Here is a 13,646-nt window from a genome sequence, read left to right as displayed (position 1 = left end):
CGCGCTCACGAGGTCGGTGCGCTCGTAACACTGACAGTGGGCCGGCCCGGTGGCGCACACCCGTTTGTCGGTCCAGTGCTCGACGCGATCCGGGACCAGGCGCGCGAGATCGCCGGTGCCGAGCGGCAAATCGGTCGGATGACGGGCGATACGCGGTCAACACATCGTCGTCGGGGCGGACACCCGTCACCCTGCCGTCAGTGGTCTCGAGTGCGCGCACGCCGGTGCGCCACCGGAACGTCACCCCGCGCGCCCCCGCGGCCGAGACCAGCGCGAGGGTGCGGTAGGTCTCCGCGCTGTCCATCGCGAGTACGGCGAGCTCCGGTGTGGACACCACCGTACGCCGCCCCGTCCGATTCGTCCCTGTCACGGGAAACCGGCGCGGGTGTACTATTCGCCGGGATCACACCACCGCGGGAGCTCGGGCACGGCCGGGCTGAGAGGGCGAAACCGCACGCGTCGCCGACCGCATGAACCTGTCCGGGTAATGCCGGCGTAGGGAGAGCGTTTCCGTCATGTCGTCGACCCGCGCGAGCGCGCCACAGGAAGCGCCGCTGACCCTCGACCAGCCGGCGCCGAAGGTGCTCTCGTTCTGGGACCAGAGCGCGTTCTGGGCGAATCTCGGCGTCAGCCTCATCGCGTTCTCCGGCGCGTACACGGTGCTCGCGCCGAACGCCGAGGGCGCCGCGCGGATCTCGATCGCGGCCGGAATCCTGGCGACCGTGCTCGGCACGCTGGTGGGCGGACTGATGCTCGGCGCCGCCGCGCTGACCGGCGCGCGCACCGGGCAACCCGCGATGGTCCTGCTGCGCGGGTTGTTCGGCGCGAAGCTCAGTTACCTGCCCACCGTGCTGAACATCGCCCAGTTGATCGGATGGGGAACCTTCGAGCTGATCGTCATCGGCGACGCGGCCGAGGAACTGTTCGGCGGCGGCCCGCACTGGCTCTACGTGGTGGTCGCGGGCGTGCTCACGACAGTGCTCACGATCTGGCCGCTCGGCTCGGTCCGGTTGCTGCGCAGGTTCGTGACCGCCGGCGTCGTGCTCGCGCTGGTCTGGTTCTACGCGCAGTTCTTCCGCGCCGGTCTGCCGGATCTGCGCGCGAACCCGGGACCCCAGGGAAGCGGGCCGTTCGGCGTCGATTGGAACCTCTTCTGGATCGCCACCGACGCCGCCTTGGCGGTCTCCATCTCGTGGGTGCCGGTCGCCGCCGACTACACCCGGCATGCCCGCACCGGCCGCTCGGCGTTCGGCGCGGCCGCGGGCGCTTACGCGCTCACCCAGATCGTCGCCTACGTCCTCGGTCTGTTCGCGCTGGCGCTCGCGGCCGGCGACGGCGGACCGTACGCACCGTTTTTGCAAGTGAGCCTCGGGGCGGTGTTCTTCTTCGTCTTCGTGGTGCGGGAGGCGGACCAATCATTCGCGAATGTGTACTCCACCGCCGTGTCGATCCAGAATCTCGCGCCGCGCGTCGACCGCCGGGTGCTCTCGATCGGCCTCGGGGCCCTGATCACGATTCTGGCGCTGCGGTTGGACATGGCGAACTACTTCGGCTTCCTCGGGCTGATCGGTTCGGTGTTCGTCCCCTTGCTCGGCGTCTTGGTTGCCGATTTCTTCCTGCGTGCCCACCGGGCGTGGAACACCGCGCCCGACGCGCCTGCGCGATGGGGAATGGTGTCCGCCTGGCTGACCGGATTCGCGGTGTATCAACTGATCAACCCGGGTGACGCCGGGGTGTGGACCGAGTTCTGGGAGCACGCGCGGCAGGCTCTGCACTTCACCCCGCAGGCGTGGATGAGCGCGTCGCTGCTGTCGTTCCTGGCAGCGCTGGTGGTGGCATGGCTGATCGGGAAGGTGGCGGCGAAGCCCCCATCCGCGTAGTCGATTTGCCACCATGGAGGAATGGGCCGGATCAGGATCGGGACATCGGGATGGGTCTACCCGCCCTGGCGCGGGACGTTCTACCCCCAGGGCTTGGCGCACAAGCGCGAGCTGGCCTACCTGTCGGAGCGACTCGACAGCGTCGAGATCAACGGCTCGTTCTATGCGTTGCAGCGTCCGTCCAGCTACCAGCGGTGGGCGGAGCAGACGCCGGACGACTTCCTGTTCGCGGTGAAAGGCAGCCGCTTCATTACCCACATGAAGCGGCTTCGCGACGGTGACGAACTGCTGGCCAACTTCCTGGCGTCCGGCCCGCTGGCGCTCGGGCCCAAGCTGGGGCCGATCCTCTGGCAACTGCCGCCGACCTTCCGCTTCGACGCCGACGTGCTGGACGCCTTCTTGTCCCGGCTGCCGCGCAGCACCGGGCAGGCCGCCGAGATCGCGCGGCGGCACGATCACCGCGTCGACCCCGCGCACACGAGCACCGACGCCGATCGGCCGATGCGGCATGCGCTGGAGATCCGGCACGACAGTTTCGTGACCCCGGCGTTCACCGAACTACTCGCCCGCCACGGCGTGGCACTCGTCGTCGCCGACGCCGCGGGCAAGTATCCCCTGCTGGAAGAGGTCACCGCCGATTTCGTCTACATCCGGTTGCACGGCCACGACGAGCTCTACGTCAGCGGATACACCGACGAGGGCCTGGACATGTGGGCGGAGAAGATCCGCTCGTGGGCCGGGTCATGCGACGTCTACACCTATTTCGACAACGACGCGAAGGTGCGGGCGCCGCGCGATGCGATGGCGTTGCGCGAACGCTTGGCGCCGGCCGTGACACCACGGACCGCGACATGAGGACAGAAAGGTGGCGGCGGTGCGGCAGGTCGCGGTCTGCGGGCCGAGGGAGTGCACGCGGCAGGAATCGGAATGGGCGCACGCGGTGGGCGGACTCTTGGCGCGCGCGGGAGTGACCGTGCTCTGCGGCGGCGGTTCCGGGGTGATGGCGGCGGTCGCCGCCGGAACCGCCGAGGCCGGCGGGCTCGTGATCGGCGTGCGTCCGGACACCGACCGCGGCGCGGTGTGTCCCGGGCTGTCGGCGGTGCTGTTCACGAATATGGGTGAGGCGCGCAACGCGATCCTCGTCGAGTCGGCGGACGCGGTGATCGTCGTCGGCGGCTCATGGGGAACACTGTCGGAGGTCGCTCTCGCGCGGCGGCGCGGCGGTATTCCGGTGGTGTCGCTCGGTGGTTGGGACATTCGCGACGCGCAGGGACATCCGGTGGCGGCGACGGTGATCGCGGCCGACCCGGCAGACGCGGTACGCCGGGCGCTGAACGGGATCACAGCCGAACCGCTTTGAAGTCGTTCAACGCCCGAATCATTGCCTCGCATGCGAATTCGACACGTCTGCCTAAACGGCGTCCACGAGCGGAGCAAGACCGAGGGCATGCCCGCGGCCATGGCGGAATGCGCCGAGGGAATCGGCCTGCGGGTCGCGGCGCCGCCGGCCGAGCGGTTGCCGCCGGAAGCCGTCGCCATGGTAGGCAGGATCCAGCAGTACCGCTCGTGCTCTGCCCCGGTCGTGGATCGCGCGGCACCTTCCCCGGCTTCCCGAACGCCGCGCTCGCGAAGGAACTCGGCCTCGAACTCGTCGAGTTCCCCGGTGACCACATCGCACCCGACGGGTTCGCCGCCCGGCTCGACGACATACTCACCGGCGACGACCGCTGACGGCAGGCTAAGCCGACTGCCGCAAGGGATGCAGGGCGGCCAGCGCCCGCAGGGCGTCGGCGCGTGAGATCGGCTGGTCGTTCTCCAGGGCGGCCAGCTCCAGTTCGATCCAGTCGCGAATGAGCGCCGACATGGTGACGCCGCGCTGCTCGGCGGCCTTCTTGACCCGCTGGTGCAACTCCAGCGGGATACGCAGCGACGTGGTGACGGTGACCGTGTCCTCGGCCCGCAGCGGCGGAGGCAGCTCGGCCGGGGCGACGGGTGCGTCGGTGTACTCCAAACCGGACAGGAAGTCCCGGACGGCCTCCGGGTTCGTCGGATAGTCAGTCATCGGCGTGCTCCCAACGCTCGAGTTCGACCACCTGAGCCTCGGTCATCTCGACCGCGCCCAGGATGTCCCACTGCCAGCCTTCGGCGCGGCGGACAGCGACGATGAGCGGCCGGCCCGCCTCGGTCCGGCCCCACACCGTCAGGACCGCGAGCTCGTTCCGGCCACGCGCCTGCCGAGGCCATCGGCGGGCGCCCATGAGCACCTGCAGCACTTCACGCGGGTCGATCCCCGCCAGCGACAACAGTGCCCACTCAGGCCAGTTATAACCCACGATCAGGGATAATACAAGTGTATTGCCCGGACGCTCACCGCGCTCGGGCGCGGGACAGATTCCAGCTCTGCCAGGAGTCCTCCTCGAGGCCGGCGCGCAGCCGGCTGCGCAGGTCCGCGCGCAGCGGCTCGGGGAGCCGATCGGTCGCGGGCAGGATGTCCGGCGAGAGGGTGCCCAGGTAGTCGAGGTCCAGCGCTTTACCGCGCTGCCAGCGATCGATGTTCTCCCGCGCGATCAGGCGCTCCGGATCGAGAACGGCCAGCGCCAGCAGCGTCACCATGGCGGTACCCAGCACAGCGCGGGGCAGCCACGCCCGGCGCAGCCGCAGGACGGCCACCGAGACCAGCAGGTAGACCGAACCGAGCCACAGTTCGCAGGCTTCCACGAGCAGGCGCAGCACCGTGAAGCCGTAGGCCTGCTGGTAGGTCCACATCCGGCCGAGTGCCGAGGCGACGATGACCAGCGCGAGCACGCTCACCGCCGTGAGCAGCCCGCGCAACCACCACCGGTCGGCGACGGTGTCCTGAGCCGCCCAGCGCAGCACCACCATCAGCACCGCGAGGGTCAGCACGGTGACGGCCGACAGCTGCCAGAATCCGCTGCGCGCGTACTCGGCGTAGGTCAGGCCCGACGTCTCCTTGACGTAGTCGTCACCGCCGAAGAGCACCACGAACTGGGTCGCGACGAATGCCGCGAACAGGATCGCGAGCGCACCGACCGGTAGCGCCCATTCCGTCCGGCGCAATGTCCGTCCACCCGCCGCCGCGGTGGCGGGCGGCGGCGGGCCCGCGAGCACGAACAGCGCGCCGAGCGCGCCGAGACAGCCCACCGCGAACAGTGCGGCCCAGCGCAGCACCGTCGGCACGTCCACATCCGGGGTCACGGTCTCGAGCAACGCGGCGAACATCGCGTCGGCACTGCCCAGCAGTGGCACGAACACCGCGAGCAGCGCGACGGTCACCGCCACCGACAGTCCGAGCCGCCACGCCCGGGTCGCGTTCCCGCCGCGCGGCCGGGCGATGCCCGCGTACGCCCACGGCACGGCCGCGGCCGTCTCCAACCAGACCGCGAGGGTGTCGTAGAGGATGCCGTTGACCGTGCGGCGTCCGACAACCGCCGGCGAAGCGGCGACGCAGGCCGCGACCACGCACAGGGCGAACAGCCACCCCGCCGCGCGAACAGCCCCTACCGCGAGCAAAGCCAGTGTCAGCGCTGCCCACCACGGCCGCCCCCCCGTATCGCTTCCAGCGCGGGGAACCGGTGTCCGCCTGCTGTCCGGGCATCGATGTCGCCTGATCCCCACCTTCTTTCGTCGTGACCGCCACACGCTTGCGGGCATTGCGGTCGACGAGGAAGACCGACGTCGCCGCGACGCAGGCCGCCAGGAGCCAGCCGATGCCCGGCCGGTCCCAGTGGATCAGGACGGCGGCGGCCAGCCCGGAGACGAATGCGGCGAGCGCCACGCCGGGCGGGCGGGCCACCCGGCGCCACTTCGGCGGACGGGGAACGAACACCGGCCCGGTCACCGGCGGAACAGCGGTCTGCACAGGCGCTTCGGCCACCGCTGTCCCCGACCGTCCAGGTGGCGCCCATACCGATGGCGGAGCAGTTCCGTCGCTGGAATCCGTGGCGAATTTCTCGTATTCACCGCGCGGGGCACGGCCGATTTCCTCGGCCTCCCCCGTGGGCGCCGGGGCGGCCTTCGAGGCGGATTCGGGTTCTGGAGGCATGGTTTCACTCTTTCGATAGGCGTGCGGAATCACCCCGGCTCCGCTCGGGCGGTCCGGGTCGGTGGTGTGGCAGGTCAGCGGCCGGGCAGAACCACCCGGATGCGGGAGCCAGGATCGGCGACGGCGATGGTGCCGCCGTGCAGGTCGACCACCCAGCGGGAGATGGCGAGGCCGAGCCCGGTGCCACCGCCCGCCGTACGACCGCCTCTGGTGAACCGGTCGAACACGCGGGCGCGTTCGGCGAGGGGGATGCCGGGGCCGTCGTCCTCCACATCGATCACGACTTCGCCCTGCGACGCCCGCACCGCCAGGCGGACTTCTCCGCCCGCGGGCCCGTGGCGCGCGGCGTTGTCGAGCAGATTGAGCAGCACTTGGTGCAGGCGCGCGCGGTCGGCGAACACGCGGGCGGTGCCGGGCAGCACGTCGGTGCGGAAGCGCACGCCGCGTCCGAGCGCGGCGGTCATCACCTCCGCTTCGGCGACGACGTCGGCCAGCAACGGCGCGATCGGCACCTGCTCGCGATCGAGCCGCAGGGCGCCCGCTTCGATGCTGGACAGGTCGAGCAGTTCGGAGACCAGCAGAGCGAGCCGCTCGGTCTGGGCCAGCGCGGTGCGCAGGGTGGCGGGGTCCGGTTCGGAGACGCCGTCGACCAGGTTCTCCAGCACCGCGTTCAAAGCGGTGATGGGCGTGCGCAATTCGTGCGAGACGTTGGCGATGAGGTCACGGCGTTGCTGATCGGCCGCCGCCAGGTCGGCGGCCATCTGGTTGAACGCCTCGGCCAGTTGCCCGACTTCGTCGCGCGAGCTCGCGCGCACCCGCAGGGTGTAGTCGCCGTGGGCCATCCGCTTCGCGGCCGCGGTCATCTCCCGCAGCGGCCTGGTGATGCCGTGGGCGAGGAACTGCGAGGTGATCAACGCGATCACCACCGCGGTGATCGTGGTGCGCGGCGGCAGCCAGCCGATCTTGAATCGGAAGAATCCGAACGCGACACCGCCGGAACACAACATGAGGACGGCGAGCTTCAGCTTGATCGACTTCACCGGGTCCAGTGGCCGCGGCAACAGCTCGGCGATCCGGTCGCCCGCTCGCCGCAACCGAGGCCACCCGGCGGCGCCGGGACCGGCGTTCATCGCGCCTCCAACGCGTATCCGACGCCGCGAACGGTGCGGATGAGGTCGGCGCCGAGTTTGCGGCGCAGCGCCTTGATGTGGCTGTCCACCGCGCGGGTACCGGCGGCGTCGGACCAGTCCCAGACGTCTTCGAGCAACCGCTCGCGCGCCAGCACCGTGCGCGGGCGACGGGCCAGCCGGGCCAGCAGATCGAATTCCAGTGGCGTGAGCAGCGCCTCGACGTCCGCGCGCCAGACCCGCCGCTGGTCGACGTCGATGCGCAGGTCGCCGACCAGGATCGTCGCGCCTTCGCGGTCGGCCGCCCGGTCCATCCGGCGCAGCAGCGCGTGTACCCGGGCGGCGAGCACGCGCAGCGAGAACGGTTTGGTGAGATAGTCGTCCGCGCCGACGCCCAGGCCGACGAGCTGGTCGGTCTCGTCGGCACGCGCGGTGAGCATGAGCACGGGCACCGGCCGGCGCGCTTGAATCCGACGGCACACCTCCAGCCCGTCGAACCCGGGCAGCATGACGTCGAGCACCACCAAGTCGGGGTCGGCGGCCTCGGCTGCGGTGACGGCCGACGGGCCGTCGTGCGCCAGGTCGACGATGAACCCCTCCGCTCGCAGGCGCGCCGCGACGGATTCGGCGATGGTCATCTCGTCGTCCACCACCAGGATCCGCCGTGCGGCCTGCGGTGCGCTGTGTTCCATGCACCGAACCCTAGCCACCGGTTGTGGAGGAATCCGGCGTCGATTGTGGAGATTCCGTGTGCATCCGCGCGGGTGGGCGGAGGTTCACGGCCGGGGCCACGGACGCTTGTCGATGCGTTCGATGTCGGTGTCGAACCGCTTCAGGAATCCGGCGAAGGCGGTGACGTCCTCGGCCGACCACTGCGCCAGCACGCCTTCCAGGGCGCGGACGTTGTAGGCGCGTTCGGCGTCGAGCCGGCGCCCTCCCTCCGCGGGCACATCATCCCCACCGAGGCGGGTTTCCGTACCGGATTGCTGATCGCGTGCGGCGTCTCGGCCCTCGCCGTGCTGGTCGTGCTCGCCATTCCGGTCCGCAAGCCCGCCGCGCCCCCGGTCGGCGCGGCCGCACCCGAGCCCGCGGCCGCGGCCGCGCGCGCCTGAGCACCCGGCCGGGCCGGGCGGCAACCCCGGCCCGGCCTCCGGTCAGGAGAACAGGCGCGCGACGAACGGCATGCTGTCGGGCAGTGAGGCGGCCATGGTGGCGCTGTGGTCCTTGCCCGGATACACGTGCACGTCCGGCCGGACGCCGCGCAATGCCAGATCGGCGACCAGTTTCGCGGTCAGCGGAGCCGGGACGTCGGTGTCGTTGGTGCCTTGCCCGATGAACAGCGGCCGGTCGTAGCCGTCGAGTGGGACGTCCATGACCGGGCGGGCGGTGGCGACGAAGTCACCGTCGGCGAGCGGCCGGGAGAACAACTGGCCGACCGAGATGCCCTGCGCGCGATCGGCCAGCGCCTGGAAGCACAGCGACTCCGCCGCGGTCGCCAATTGCCTGCCGACGGGGCTGAGATAGCTGTCGAGATCGAAGGCCGGCCGAGCCGCCTTCAACCCGTTCATCACGTAGGCGATATATGCGGTGAGGTGCGCGTTGCCGACCGGGGGCAGCGCCGGCCCGAGCAACGAGGCGGCGTCCACGATATTGGAGGCCGGGCCGGTGGCGACCGCACCGCGATAGTCGAGTTCGGGTGCGTACTGCGTGGCCAGTGACGCGGTGAACACCGCCGCGCCACCGCCCTGGGATTGCCCGATCGCCACCCACTTCGACGACAGCGAACCATCGACCGCGCGGGCCGCGCGCACCATGTCGATCGCGGCGTGCGCCTCGGCACGCCCGTCCAGATAGGCGTGCGGGCCGGGTGTGCCCAGCCCGATGTAGTCGGTCGCGACGACGGCGTAGCCCTGGCGCAGCCAGGTCGCCAAGTAGTCCAGATCGCGTTTGCTGCGACCGGCGGTCGAGGGGGCGCAGTCGTCGGCCAAGCCGACTGTGCCGTGCTCCCACGACAGCACCGGCCAGCCGCCGCTCGGCGGCGTGCCCGCGGGAACGAAGACCGCGCCGCCGGCCAGCGCCGGCCGGTCGTCGGAGGTCCGGGACCAGTATGTGAGTCGGCGGGCCGTGCCGGTGCCCTCGATCCAGAGTTGCTCGGGCAGCGCCTGGTCGGTGGCGACCGTGCCCGGCGCCGCATCCGCCGCACCGGGGTCGGCCACCGCAGAACCCGTCGACGGTCCCGCCGAAAGCAGTGCCGCCATGGTCACGGTAATTGCTGCACGTCGCACCGACATGGGCGCCACCTCTCGATTCCAGACTTGGTGTCTCGATGAGACACTGTAGCCCGGCCTCGGCTAAAGTGTCACTCTGAGACATCATTGGCGGATATCGCGAAGAGAGACGGCGGGCATGACGGGCGTGAACGGTCCGCGCGAACGCGAAAAGGCGCGGGTACGGCGGGAATTGGTCGACGCGGCCCTGCGACTGTTCGAATCGCACGGGTTCGAGCAGACCACCGTGCAGCAGATCGCCGACGCCGTGCAGGTCTCCCGGCGCACCTTCCACCGCCACTTTCCGTCGAAGCTCGCGGTGGTCTTCAGCCACGAGGAAGACCTGATGGCCCAGCTGCTCGCCGCCGTCGACCGGCGCCCGGCGAGCGAGTCCGTGCTGACCGCGCTGCGCGCGGCACTGCGCGACTTCTTGCTCGACGAGCAGGATGCCCCGTCCCGGGAACGCCAGGCGGATACGGCGCGCAGAGCCAGGCAGCTGCTGGTCGGCAACCCGGAACTGCGCCGGGAGAACTTCATCGGGGCCCTGGGCCGCCAGCGTGCGATGGCACTGAACTTCGCCGCCCGCGCCGGGCTATCCGCCGACGATCCGCGGCCGCAGCTCACCGCCGCGGCCTGCTTCGCGGCCTTCGGCGTCGGCCTCGATCACTGGATGCTGGGGACGGACCATTCGATCACGGCCTTGCACCGCATTCTCGATCGCGTGGTGGCCTCGCTCCAGCAGGGTATCGACATCCAGCGCGCGGGGTGAGCACGCCGAGACCGGCACAGCCCGCACCGCAACTTGTTTCACCCGGTCGCATACCATCGCGAAGGTGATCACGGTGGCCACTTGGAACGTTCTGCATCGCGTCCACGCCGAGAACTGGTACGAGGACGTCGCCACCCGCTGGCCGGACGAGGGCGCGCGGATCGCCGCGGTCACCGCCCGAGTGGCCGAACGCACCGAGCGGATCATCGCGTTACAGGAGGTCAGCGGCGACCAATTGGCCAGCCTGCGAATGACACTGCCGGACCGGACCTTCCACGCGATGCGGTACCAGCGGCTGCCGACCCCGCGGCGCATGCCCAGCTCCCTGCTCGACGGCGGCGAGTACCTCGTCGTGCTCACCGCCGAGCCGAGCCGGGAAGTCACCGCCGAATCCTTCACCCAGGATCGCGGAAAAGGCGCGCTCGTCGTCGACGCGGGCGGACTGACGGTGATCGCCACCCATGTGACCGGTGACCGGCGGCGCGCCGACCAACTCACCCGCCTGGCCGAACTGGCCACCGGCGCACCGGCGCAGGCGACCGTTCTGCTGGGGGATTTCAACACCGACCGCGCCTCCGTCGCCACCGGGTTGGGCGACGACTTCGTGGTCGCCGAATGCGTCGCCGACGCGCTGCCGACCCGCCCCCGGTCCTCGGGCACGAAGTCGCAGCACATCGATCATGTGGTCGTGCACGGCGCGTCCGTCACGACGGCATCGGTCGACGACGTCGGCGGGGTCTCCGACCACAATCTCGTGCACGCGAGCGTCACGGTGTGAGCTGAGCCTCGCGGCGACTTCGGGGTCCCGCGCATCCCCGCCCCGCCGGTTCGACGGGGATGCCGCCGTGCCGGTCAGAAGCAGTGCACCGCAGAGCGATCCCGTGGCCGAGCGTTCGAGCGCAGCCCCCACCGATGCGTCGGAACCAGCGCTTCCCGCCGCTACGACCGGCGGTAGTATGAGCCGGTGCGTAATCCGACGGTAATGGCGGCGCGGGTGCGCGGCGCCTTCGTCGGATCCGCGGCCGGCGCGGTGAGCATCGCCGCACACGCACTCGGCGGCGGTGCGCTGTCACCCGGAGCCGCCCCACTCGCCCTCTTGATCGCCGCGTGTGCGGCGGTGGGCGTGCTGGTCGGCACGTGCCCGCACCGGCACGGGGTCGGCCGGATCATGGCCACGCTCGCGGTCGCGCAAGCCGTCGCGCACGTCGCCTCCTCCCTGTCGGCCGCTCCTCACCACGATGCGGGCACGACCCCGGCGATGCTCGGCACGCATCTGGCGGCCGTTCCGCTCGGCGCGCTGCTCATCCGCGCCGCCGAACAAGCTGTGCTGCGTGCGGTTTCCGATGTCCACCGCACGGTGCGAGTACTCGCCGACGGCCCCGGCGCGCCGGTCCGGATCAGCTCACCGGCCTTCGGTCATGGTCTCCCCCAGCCTCGGCGCCTCCTGCTCAGTTCGGGCTCCGGCCTGCGCGGCCCACCACTCCTACGCTGACGCCTTCCGCGCGCGACGAGCATCGCCTTTCGCGCTCGACGGTCCGATGTCCGCTGCCCGCGATCCGATCGCCACAGAAACCCTGCGGCTCGGAATCGGCGTAGCGGGGTTCATTCGCGTCCGGCCTGATGCTGGACCGCTCGACAGCGGTCGGTGCCAGACCGACACCGGCGAATCGGTCGACGCCGAGAACTGTCCGATGCCTCCGTCGGCGCGCACCACCCCGAACCGTACGAACTTCCGGAGTTTCCATGCCTGCCATCACTTTCACTCCGCCGCGCGCCGCTCGCGCCCTGCGCGGTGCGATCGCCGCCGCGGCGGTGCCGCTGCTCCTCACCGCGTGCTCCTCGGCCGAGGAGAAGGACACCGCCACCTCGGCCGCTGCGGTGACCATCGCCGACCAGTGGGTCAAGGCCGCCGACAGCGGAATGTCGGCTGCGTTCGGCGATCTGATCAACAGCGGCGACACCCCGCGCACCGTGGTCTCGGCGACGAGTCCCGCCTCCGGCCGGATCGAGCTGCACGAGGTGGTCGCCGACGCGAACGGGACGAAGGCGATGCGGCCCAAGCGCGGCGGGTTCGTCATCCCCGCGCACGGCCGCACCCGGCTGCGGCCCGGCGGCGACCACATCATGTTCATGGACCTGCGCGGACCGCTGCGCACGGGATCGGAGACGTCGGTCACGCTGACCTTCGAGGACGGCTCGACCACGACCTTCACCGCCCAGGTGCGCGACTTCTCCGGCAACCAGGAGAATTACGTGCCCGATCACGCGGACGGCGAATCCCATGCCGGCGCGCAGACCCCCGCGCACGGTGGCTGAACGGAACCGATCGCGTCCCGCACGGATCAACCGGCGGCGTCTGCTGGGCGGCGGCGCCGCCGCGGCCGGCGCCGCCGGGATCGGGCTCGGCGCGACGGCCCTGCGGAAATCCGATCCGTCGTCCTGGGACGCGACGGTGCCGTTCCACGGACCGCATCAAGCCGGCATCGCGACCGTCCCGCAAGAGCACGCGGCCTTCGTCGCCTTCGATCTGAAGCCGGGTGTCGGGCGCGACGACCTTGTCGGACTGCTGAAGATCTGGACCGGTGACGCCGCTCGGCTCACCCAGGGCCTGCCGGCCCTCGCGGACACCGAACCCGAACTCGCGCAGCGCCCGGCGCGGCTGACCGTCACAGTCGGTTTCGGGCCTGCGGTGTTCCCCGCGGCCGGTCTCGAGCACCGCAGGCCGTCCTGGCTGCGGCCGCTGCCGCCGTTCGTCATCGATCGGCTCCAATCCGCCTGGACCGGCGGCGACTTGCTCCTGCAGGTGTGCGCCGACGAGACGACCGCCGTGTCGCATACGGTGCGTGCGCTGTCGCGCAGCGTGTCGTCGCTGGTGACCGTGCGCTGGGTGCAGCGCGGCTTCCGGAATGCCGCGCCGGGCAGGACGCCGCGCAATCTGATGGGCCAGGTCGACGGCACGGTGAACCTCGCCCCGGGCACACCGGAGTTCGCCCGTCTGGTGTGGGACGACGGCGCTACCCAGCCGTGGCTGGCCGGCGGCACCTCCTGCGTGCTCCGCCGGATCGCGATGACGCTGGACACCTGGGACCAGATCGACCGGGAAGAAAGGGAACTCACCATCGGACGCACCATCGCCCACGGTGCGCCGTTGACCGGAACCGACGAGTTCGACGAGCCGGATTTCACGGCCGTCGACGCCAACGGCATCCCCGTCATCCCACCGTCGTCGCACATCGCTCGCGCTCATCACACGCACGACGGCGAGCGCTTCCTGCGACGCGGGTACAACTACGACGACGCGCCCGCGCCGGGCGGGATCTCCAACTCCGGTCTGCTGTTCGCCGCCTATCAGCGTGACGTGGACACCCAATTCCTTCCGGTGCAGCGCCGGTTGGCGGAGTTCGACGCGCTCAATGTGTGGACCACGCCGATCGGCTCCGCGGTATTCGCGGTCCCGCCCGGTGTCGCGTCACCGGGCGGCTATCTCGGGCAATCGCTGTTCGAGGCGTGAGAGGCGTTCGGCGCGCCGGGCGCCGGACG

The 13,646-nt window shown here is 70.8% G+C and carries 17 protein-coding genes and 1 riboswitch; of the genes, 10 read left to right on the top strand and 7 right to left on the bottom strand.

The annotated features are described in order from the left end of the window. The first annotated feature begins 403 nt into the window (after positions 1 to 403). A riboswitch (TPP riboswitch) is annotated at positions 404 to 519 on the top strand. From ACWEKR_RS04065 to ACWEKR_RS04050, 4 genes are all read left to right on the top strand, one after another. After that, positions 516 to 1,880 (top strand): purine-cytosine permease family protein, encoded by a 1,365-nt coding sequence (locus ACWEKR_RS04065; protein ID WP_452353197.1) that lies wholly within the window; start codon positions 516 to 518, stop codon positions 1,878 to 1,880. Its footprint overlaps the riboswitch before it by 4 nt. 21 nt (positions 1,881 to 1,901) lie before the next feature. Further along, positions 1,902 to 2,735: a DUF72 domain-containing protein gene (locus tag ACWEKR_RS04060; RefSeq protein WP_452353196.1), complete on the top strand. Its 834-nt coding sequence runs from the start codon at positions 1,902 to 1,904 to the stop codon at positions 2,733 to 2,735. Positions 2,736 to 2,754: 19 nt separating this feature from the next. After that, entirely contained in the window at positions 2,755 to 3,240 is a 486-nt protein-coding gene (locus ACWEKR_RS04055; RefSeq protein ID WP_452353195.1) for an SLOG cluster 4 domain-containing protein, read from the top strand. Between the two features lie 206 nt (positions 3,241 to 3,446). After that, positions 3,447 to 3,611: a hypothetical protein gene (locus ACWEKR_RS04050; protein WP_452353194.1), complete on the top strand. Its 165-nt coding sequence runs from the start codon at positions 3,447 to 3,449 to the stop codon at positions 3,609 to 3,611. 7 nt (positions 3,612 to 3,618) lie between these two features. Here the strand turns inward: ACWEKR_RS04050 and ACWEKR_RS04045 are convergent, their stop codons facing one another. The 6 genes from ACWEKR_RS04045 to ACWEKR_RS04020 all read right to left on the bottom strand — a co-directional run bounded on the left by ACWEKR_RS04045 (position 3,619) and on the right by ACWEKR_RS04020 (position 8,020). After that, complete coding sequence (locus ACWEKR_RS04045; protein ID WP_063022683.1) at positions 3,619 to 3,942, bottom strand: ribbon-helix-helix domain-containing protein; 324 nt, start codon at positions 3,940 to 3,942, stop codon at positions 3,619 to 3,621. Continuing rightward, complete coding sequence (locus ACWEKR_RS04040; protein ID WP_452353193.1) at positions 3,935 to 4,213, bottom strand: hypothetical protein; 279 nt, start codon at positions 4,211 to 4,213, stop codon at positions 3,935 to 3,937. The genes ACWEKR_RS04045 and ACWEKR_RS04040 overlap by 8 nt, the downstream gene beginning before the upstream one ends. 34 nt (positions 4,214 to 4,247) lie before the next feature. After that, entirely contained in the window at positions 4,248 to 5,411 is a 1,164-nt protein-coding gene (locus ACWEKR_RS04035; RefSeq protein ID WP_452353192.1) for a DUF4153 domain-containing protein, read from the bottom strand. Positions 5,412 to 6,017: 606 nt separating this feature from the next. Then, positions 6,018 to 7,073 carry a HAMP domain-containing sensor histidine kinase gene (locus ACWEKR_RS04030; protein WP_452353191.1) on the bottom strand — a complete coding sequence of 352 codons (1,056 nt, stop codon included), beginning with the start codon at positions 7,071 to 7,073 and terminating at the stop codon, positions 6,018 to 6,020. Continuing rightward, on the bottom strand, positions 7,070 to 7,762 hold the full coding sequence (locus ACWEKR_RS04025; protein WP_452353190.1) for a response regulator: 693 nt from the start codon (positions 7,760 to 7,762) through the stop codon (positions 7,070 to 7,072). Before ACWEKR_RS04025 ends, ACWEKR_RS04030 begins: the two co-directional genes overlap by 4 nt. Positions 7,763 to 7,846: 84 nt before the next feature. Next, positions 7,847 to 8,020, bottom strand: a complete 174-nt coding sequence (locus ACWEKR_RS04020) for a hypothetical protein (protein ID WP_452353189.1) — start codon at positions 8,018 to 8,020, stop codon at positions 7,847 to 7,849. A gap of 33 nt (positions 8,021 to 8,053) precedes the next feature. Here ACWEKR_RS04020 and ACWEKR_RS04015 point away from each other — a divergent pair, with 33 nt between their 5' ends. After that, positions 8,054 to 8,182, top strand: coding sequence for a hypothetical protein (locus ACWEKR_RS04015; protein WP_452353188.1), 129 nt, complete (start codon positions 8,054 to 8,056; stop codon positions 8,180 to 8,182). Between the two features lie 42 nt (positions 8,183 to 8,224). Here ACWEKR_RS04015 and ACWEKR_RS04010 read toward each other — a convergent pair whose 3' ends face one another. Next, the gene (locus ACWEKR_RS04010) at positions 8,225 to 9,361 is read right to left on the bottom strand and encodes a lipase family protein (protein WP_452353187.1); all 1,137 of its coding nucleotides are present in this window, start codon (positions 9,359 to 9,361) and stop codon (positions 8,225 to 8,227) included. A 115-nt stretch (positions 9,362 to 9,476) separates the two neighbouring features. Between ACWEKR_RS04010 and ACWEKR_RS04005 the strand changes: the two genes are divergently transcribed. The 5 genes from ACWEKR_RS04005 (at position 9,477) to ACWEKR_RS03985 (ending at position 13,617) form a co-directional block, all read left to right on the top strand. Next, complete coding sequence (locus ACWEKR_RS04005) at positions 9,477 to 10,106, top strand: TetR/AcrR family transcriptional regulator (protein WP_452353186.1); 630 nt, start codon at positions 9,477 to 9,479, stop codon at positions 10,104 to 10,106. A 73-nt stretch (positions 10,107 to 10,179) separates the two neighbouring features. After that, positions 10,180 to 10,884, top strand: a complete 705-nt coding sequence (locus ACWEKR_RS04000) for an endonuclease/exonuclease/phosphatase family protein (RefSeq protein WP_452353185.1) — start codon at positions 10,180 to 10,182, stop codon at positions 10,882 to 10,884. A 186-nt stretch (positions 10,885 to 11,070) separates the two neighbouring features. After that, entirely contained in the window at positions 11,071 to 11,598 is a 528-nt protein-coding gene (locus ACWEKR_RS03995) for a hypothetical protein (protein WP_452353184.1), read from the top strand. Positions 11,599 to 11,849: 251 nt separating this feature from the next. Further along, entirely contained in the window at positions 11,850 to 12,422 is a 573-nt protein-coding gene (locus ACWEKR_RS03990) for a copper chaperone PCu(A)C (protein WP_452353183.1), read from the top strand. Continuing rightward, a complete protein-coding gene (locus ACWEKR_RS03985) occupies positions 12,415 to 13,617 on the top strand; it encodes a Dyp-type peroxidase (protein WP_452353182.1) in 1,203 nt (400 codons plus the stop codon). The genes ACWEKR_RS03990 and ACWEKR_RS03985 overlap by 8 nt, the downstream gene beginning before the upstream one ends. The last annotated feature ends 29 nt before the right edge of the window (positions 13,618 to 13,646 follow it).

This window comes from Nocardia sp. NPDC004573, from assembly GCF_053602135.1.
Note: the sequence above shows the minus strand (reverse complement) of the source record. Positions and strands in the feature narration are given on the sequence as shown.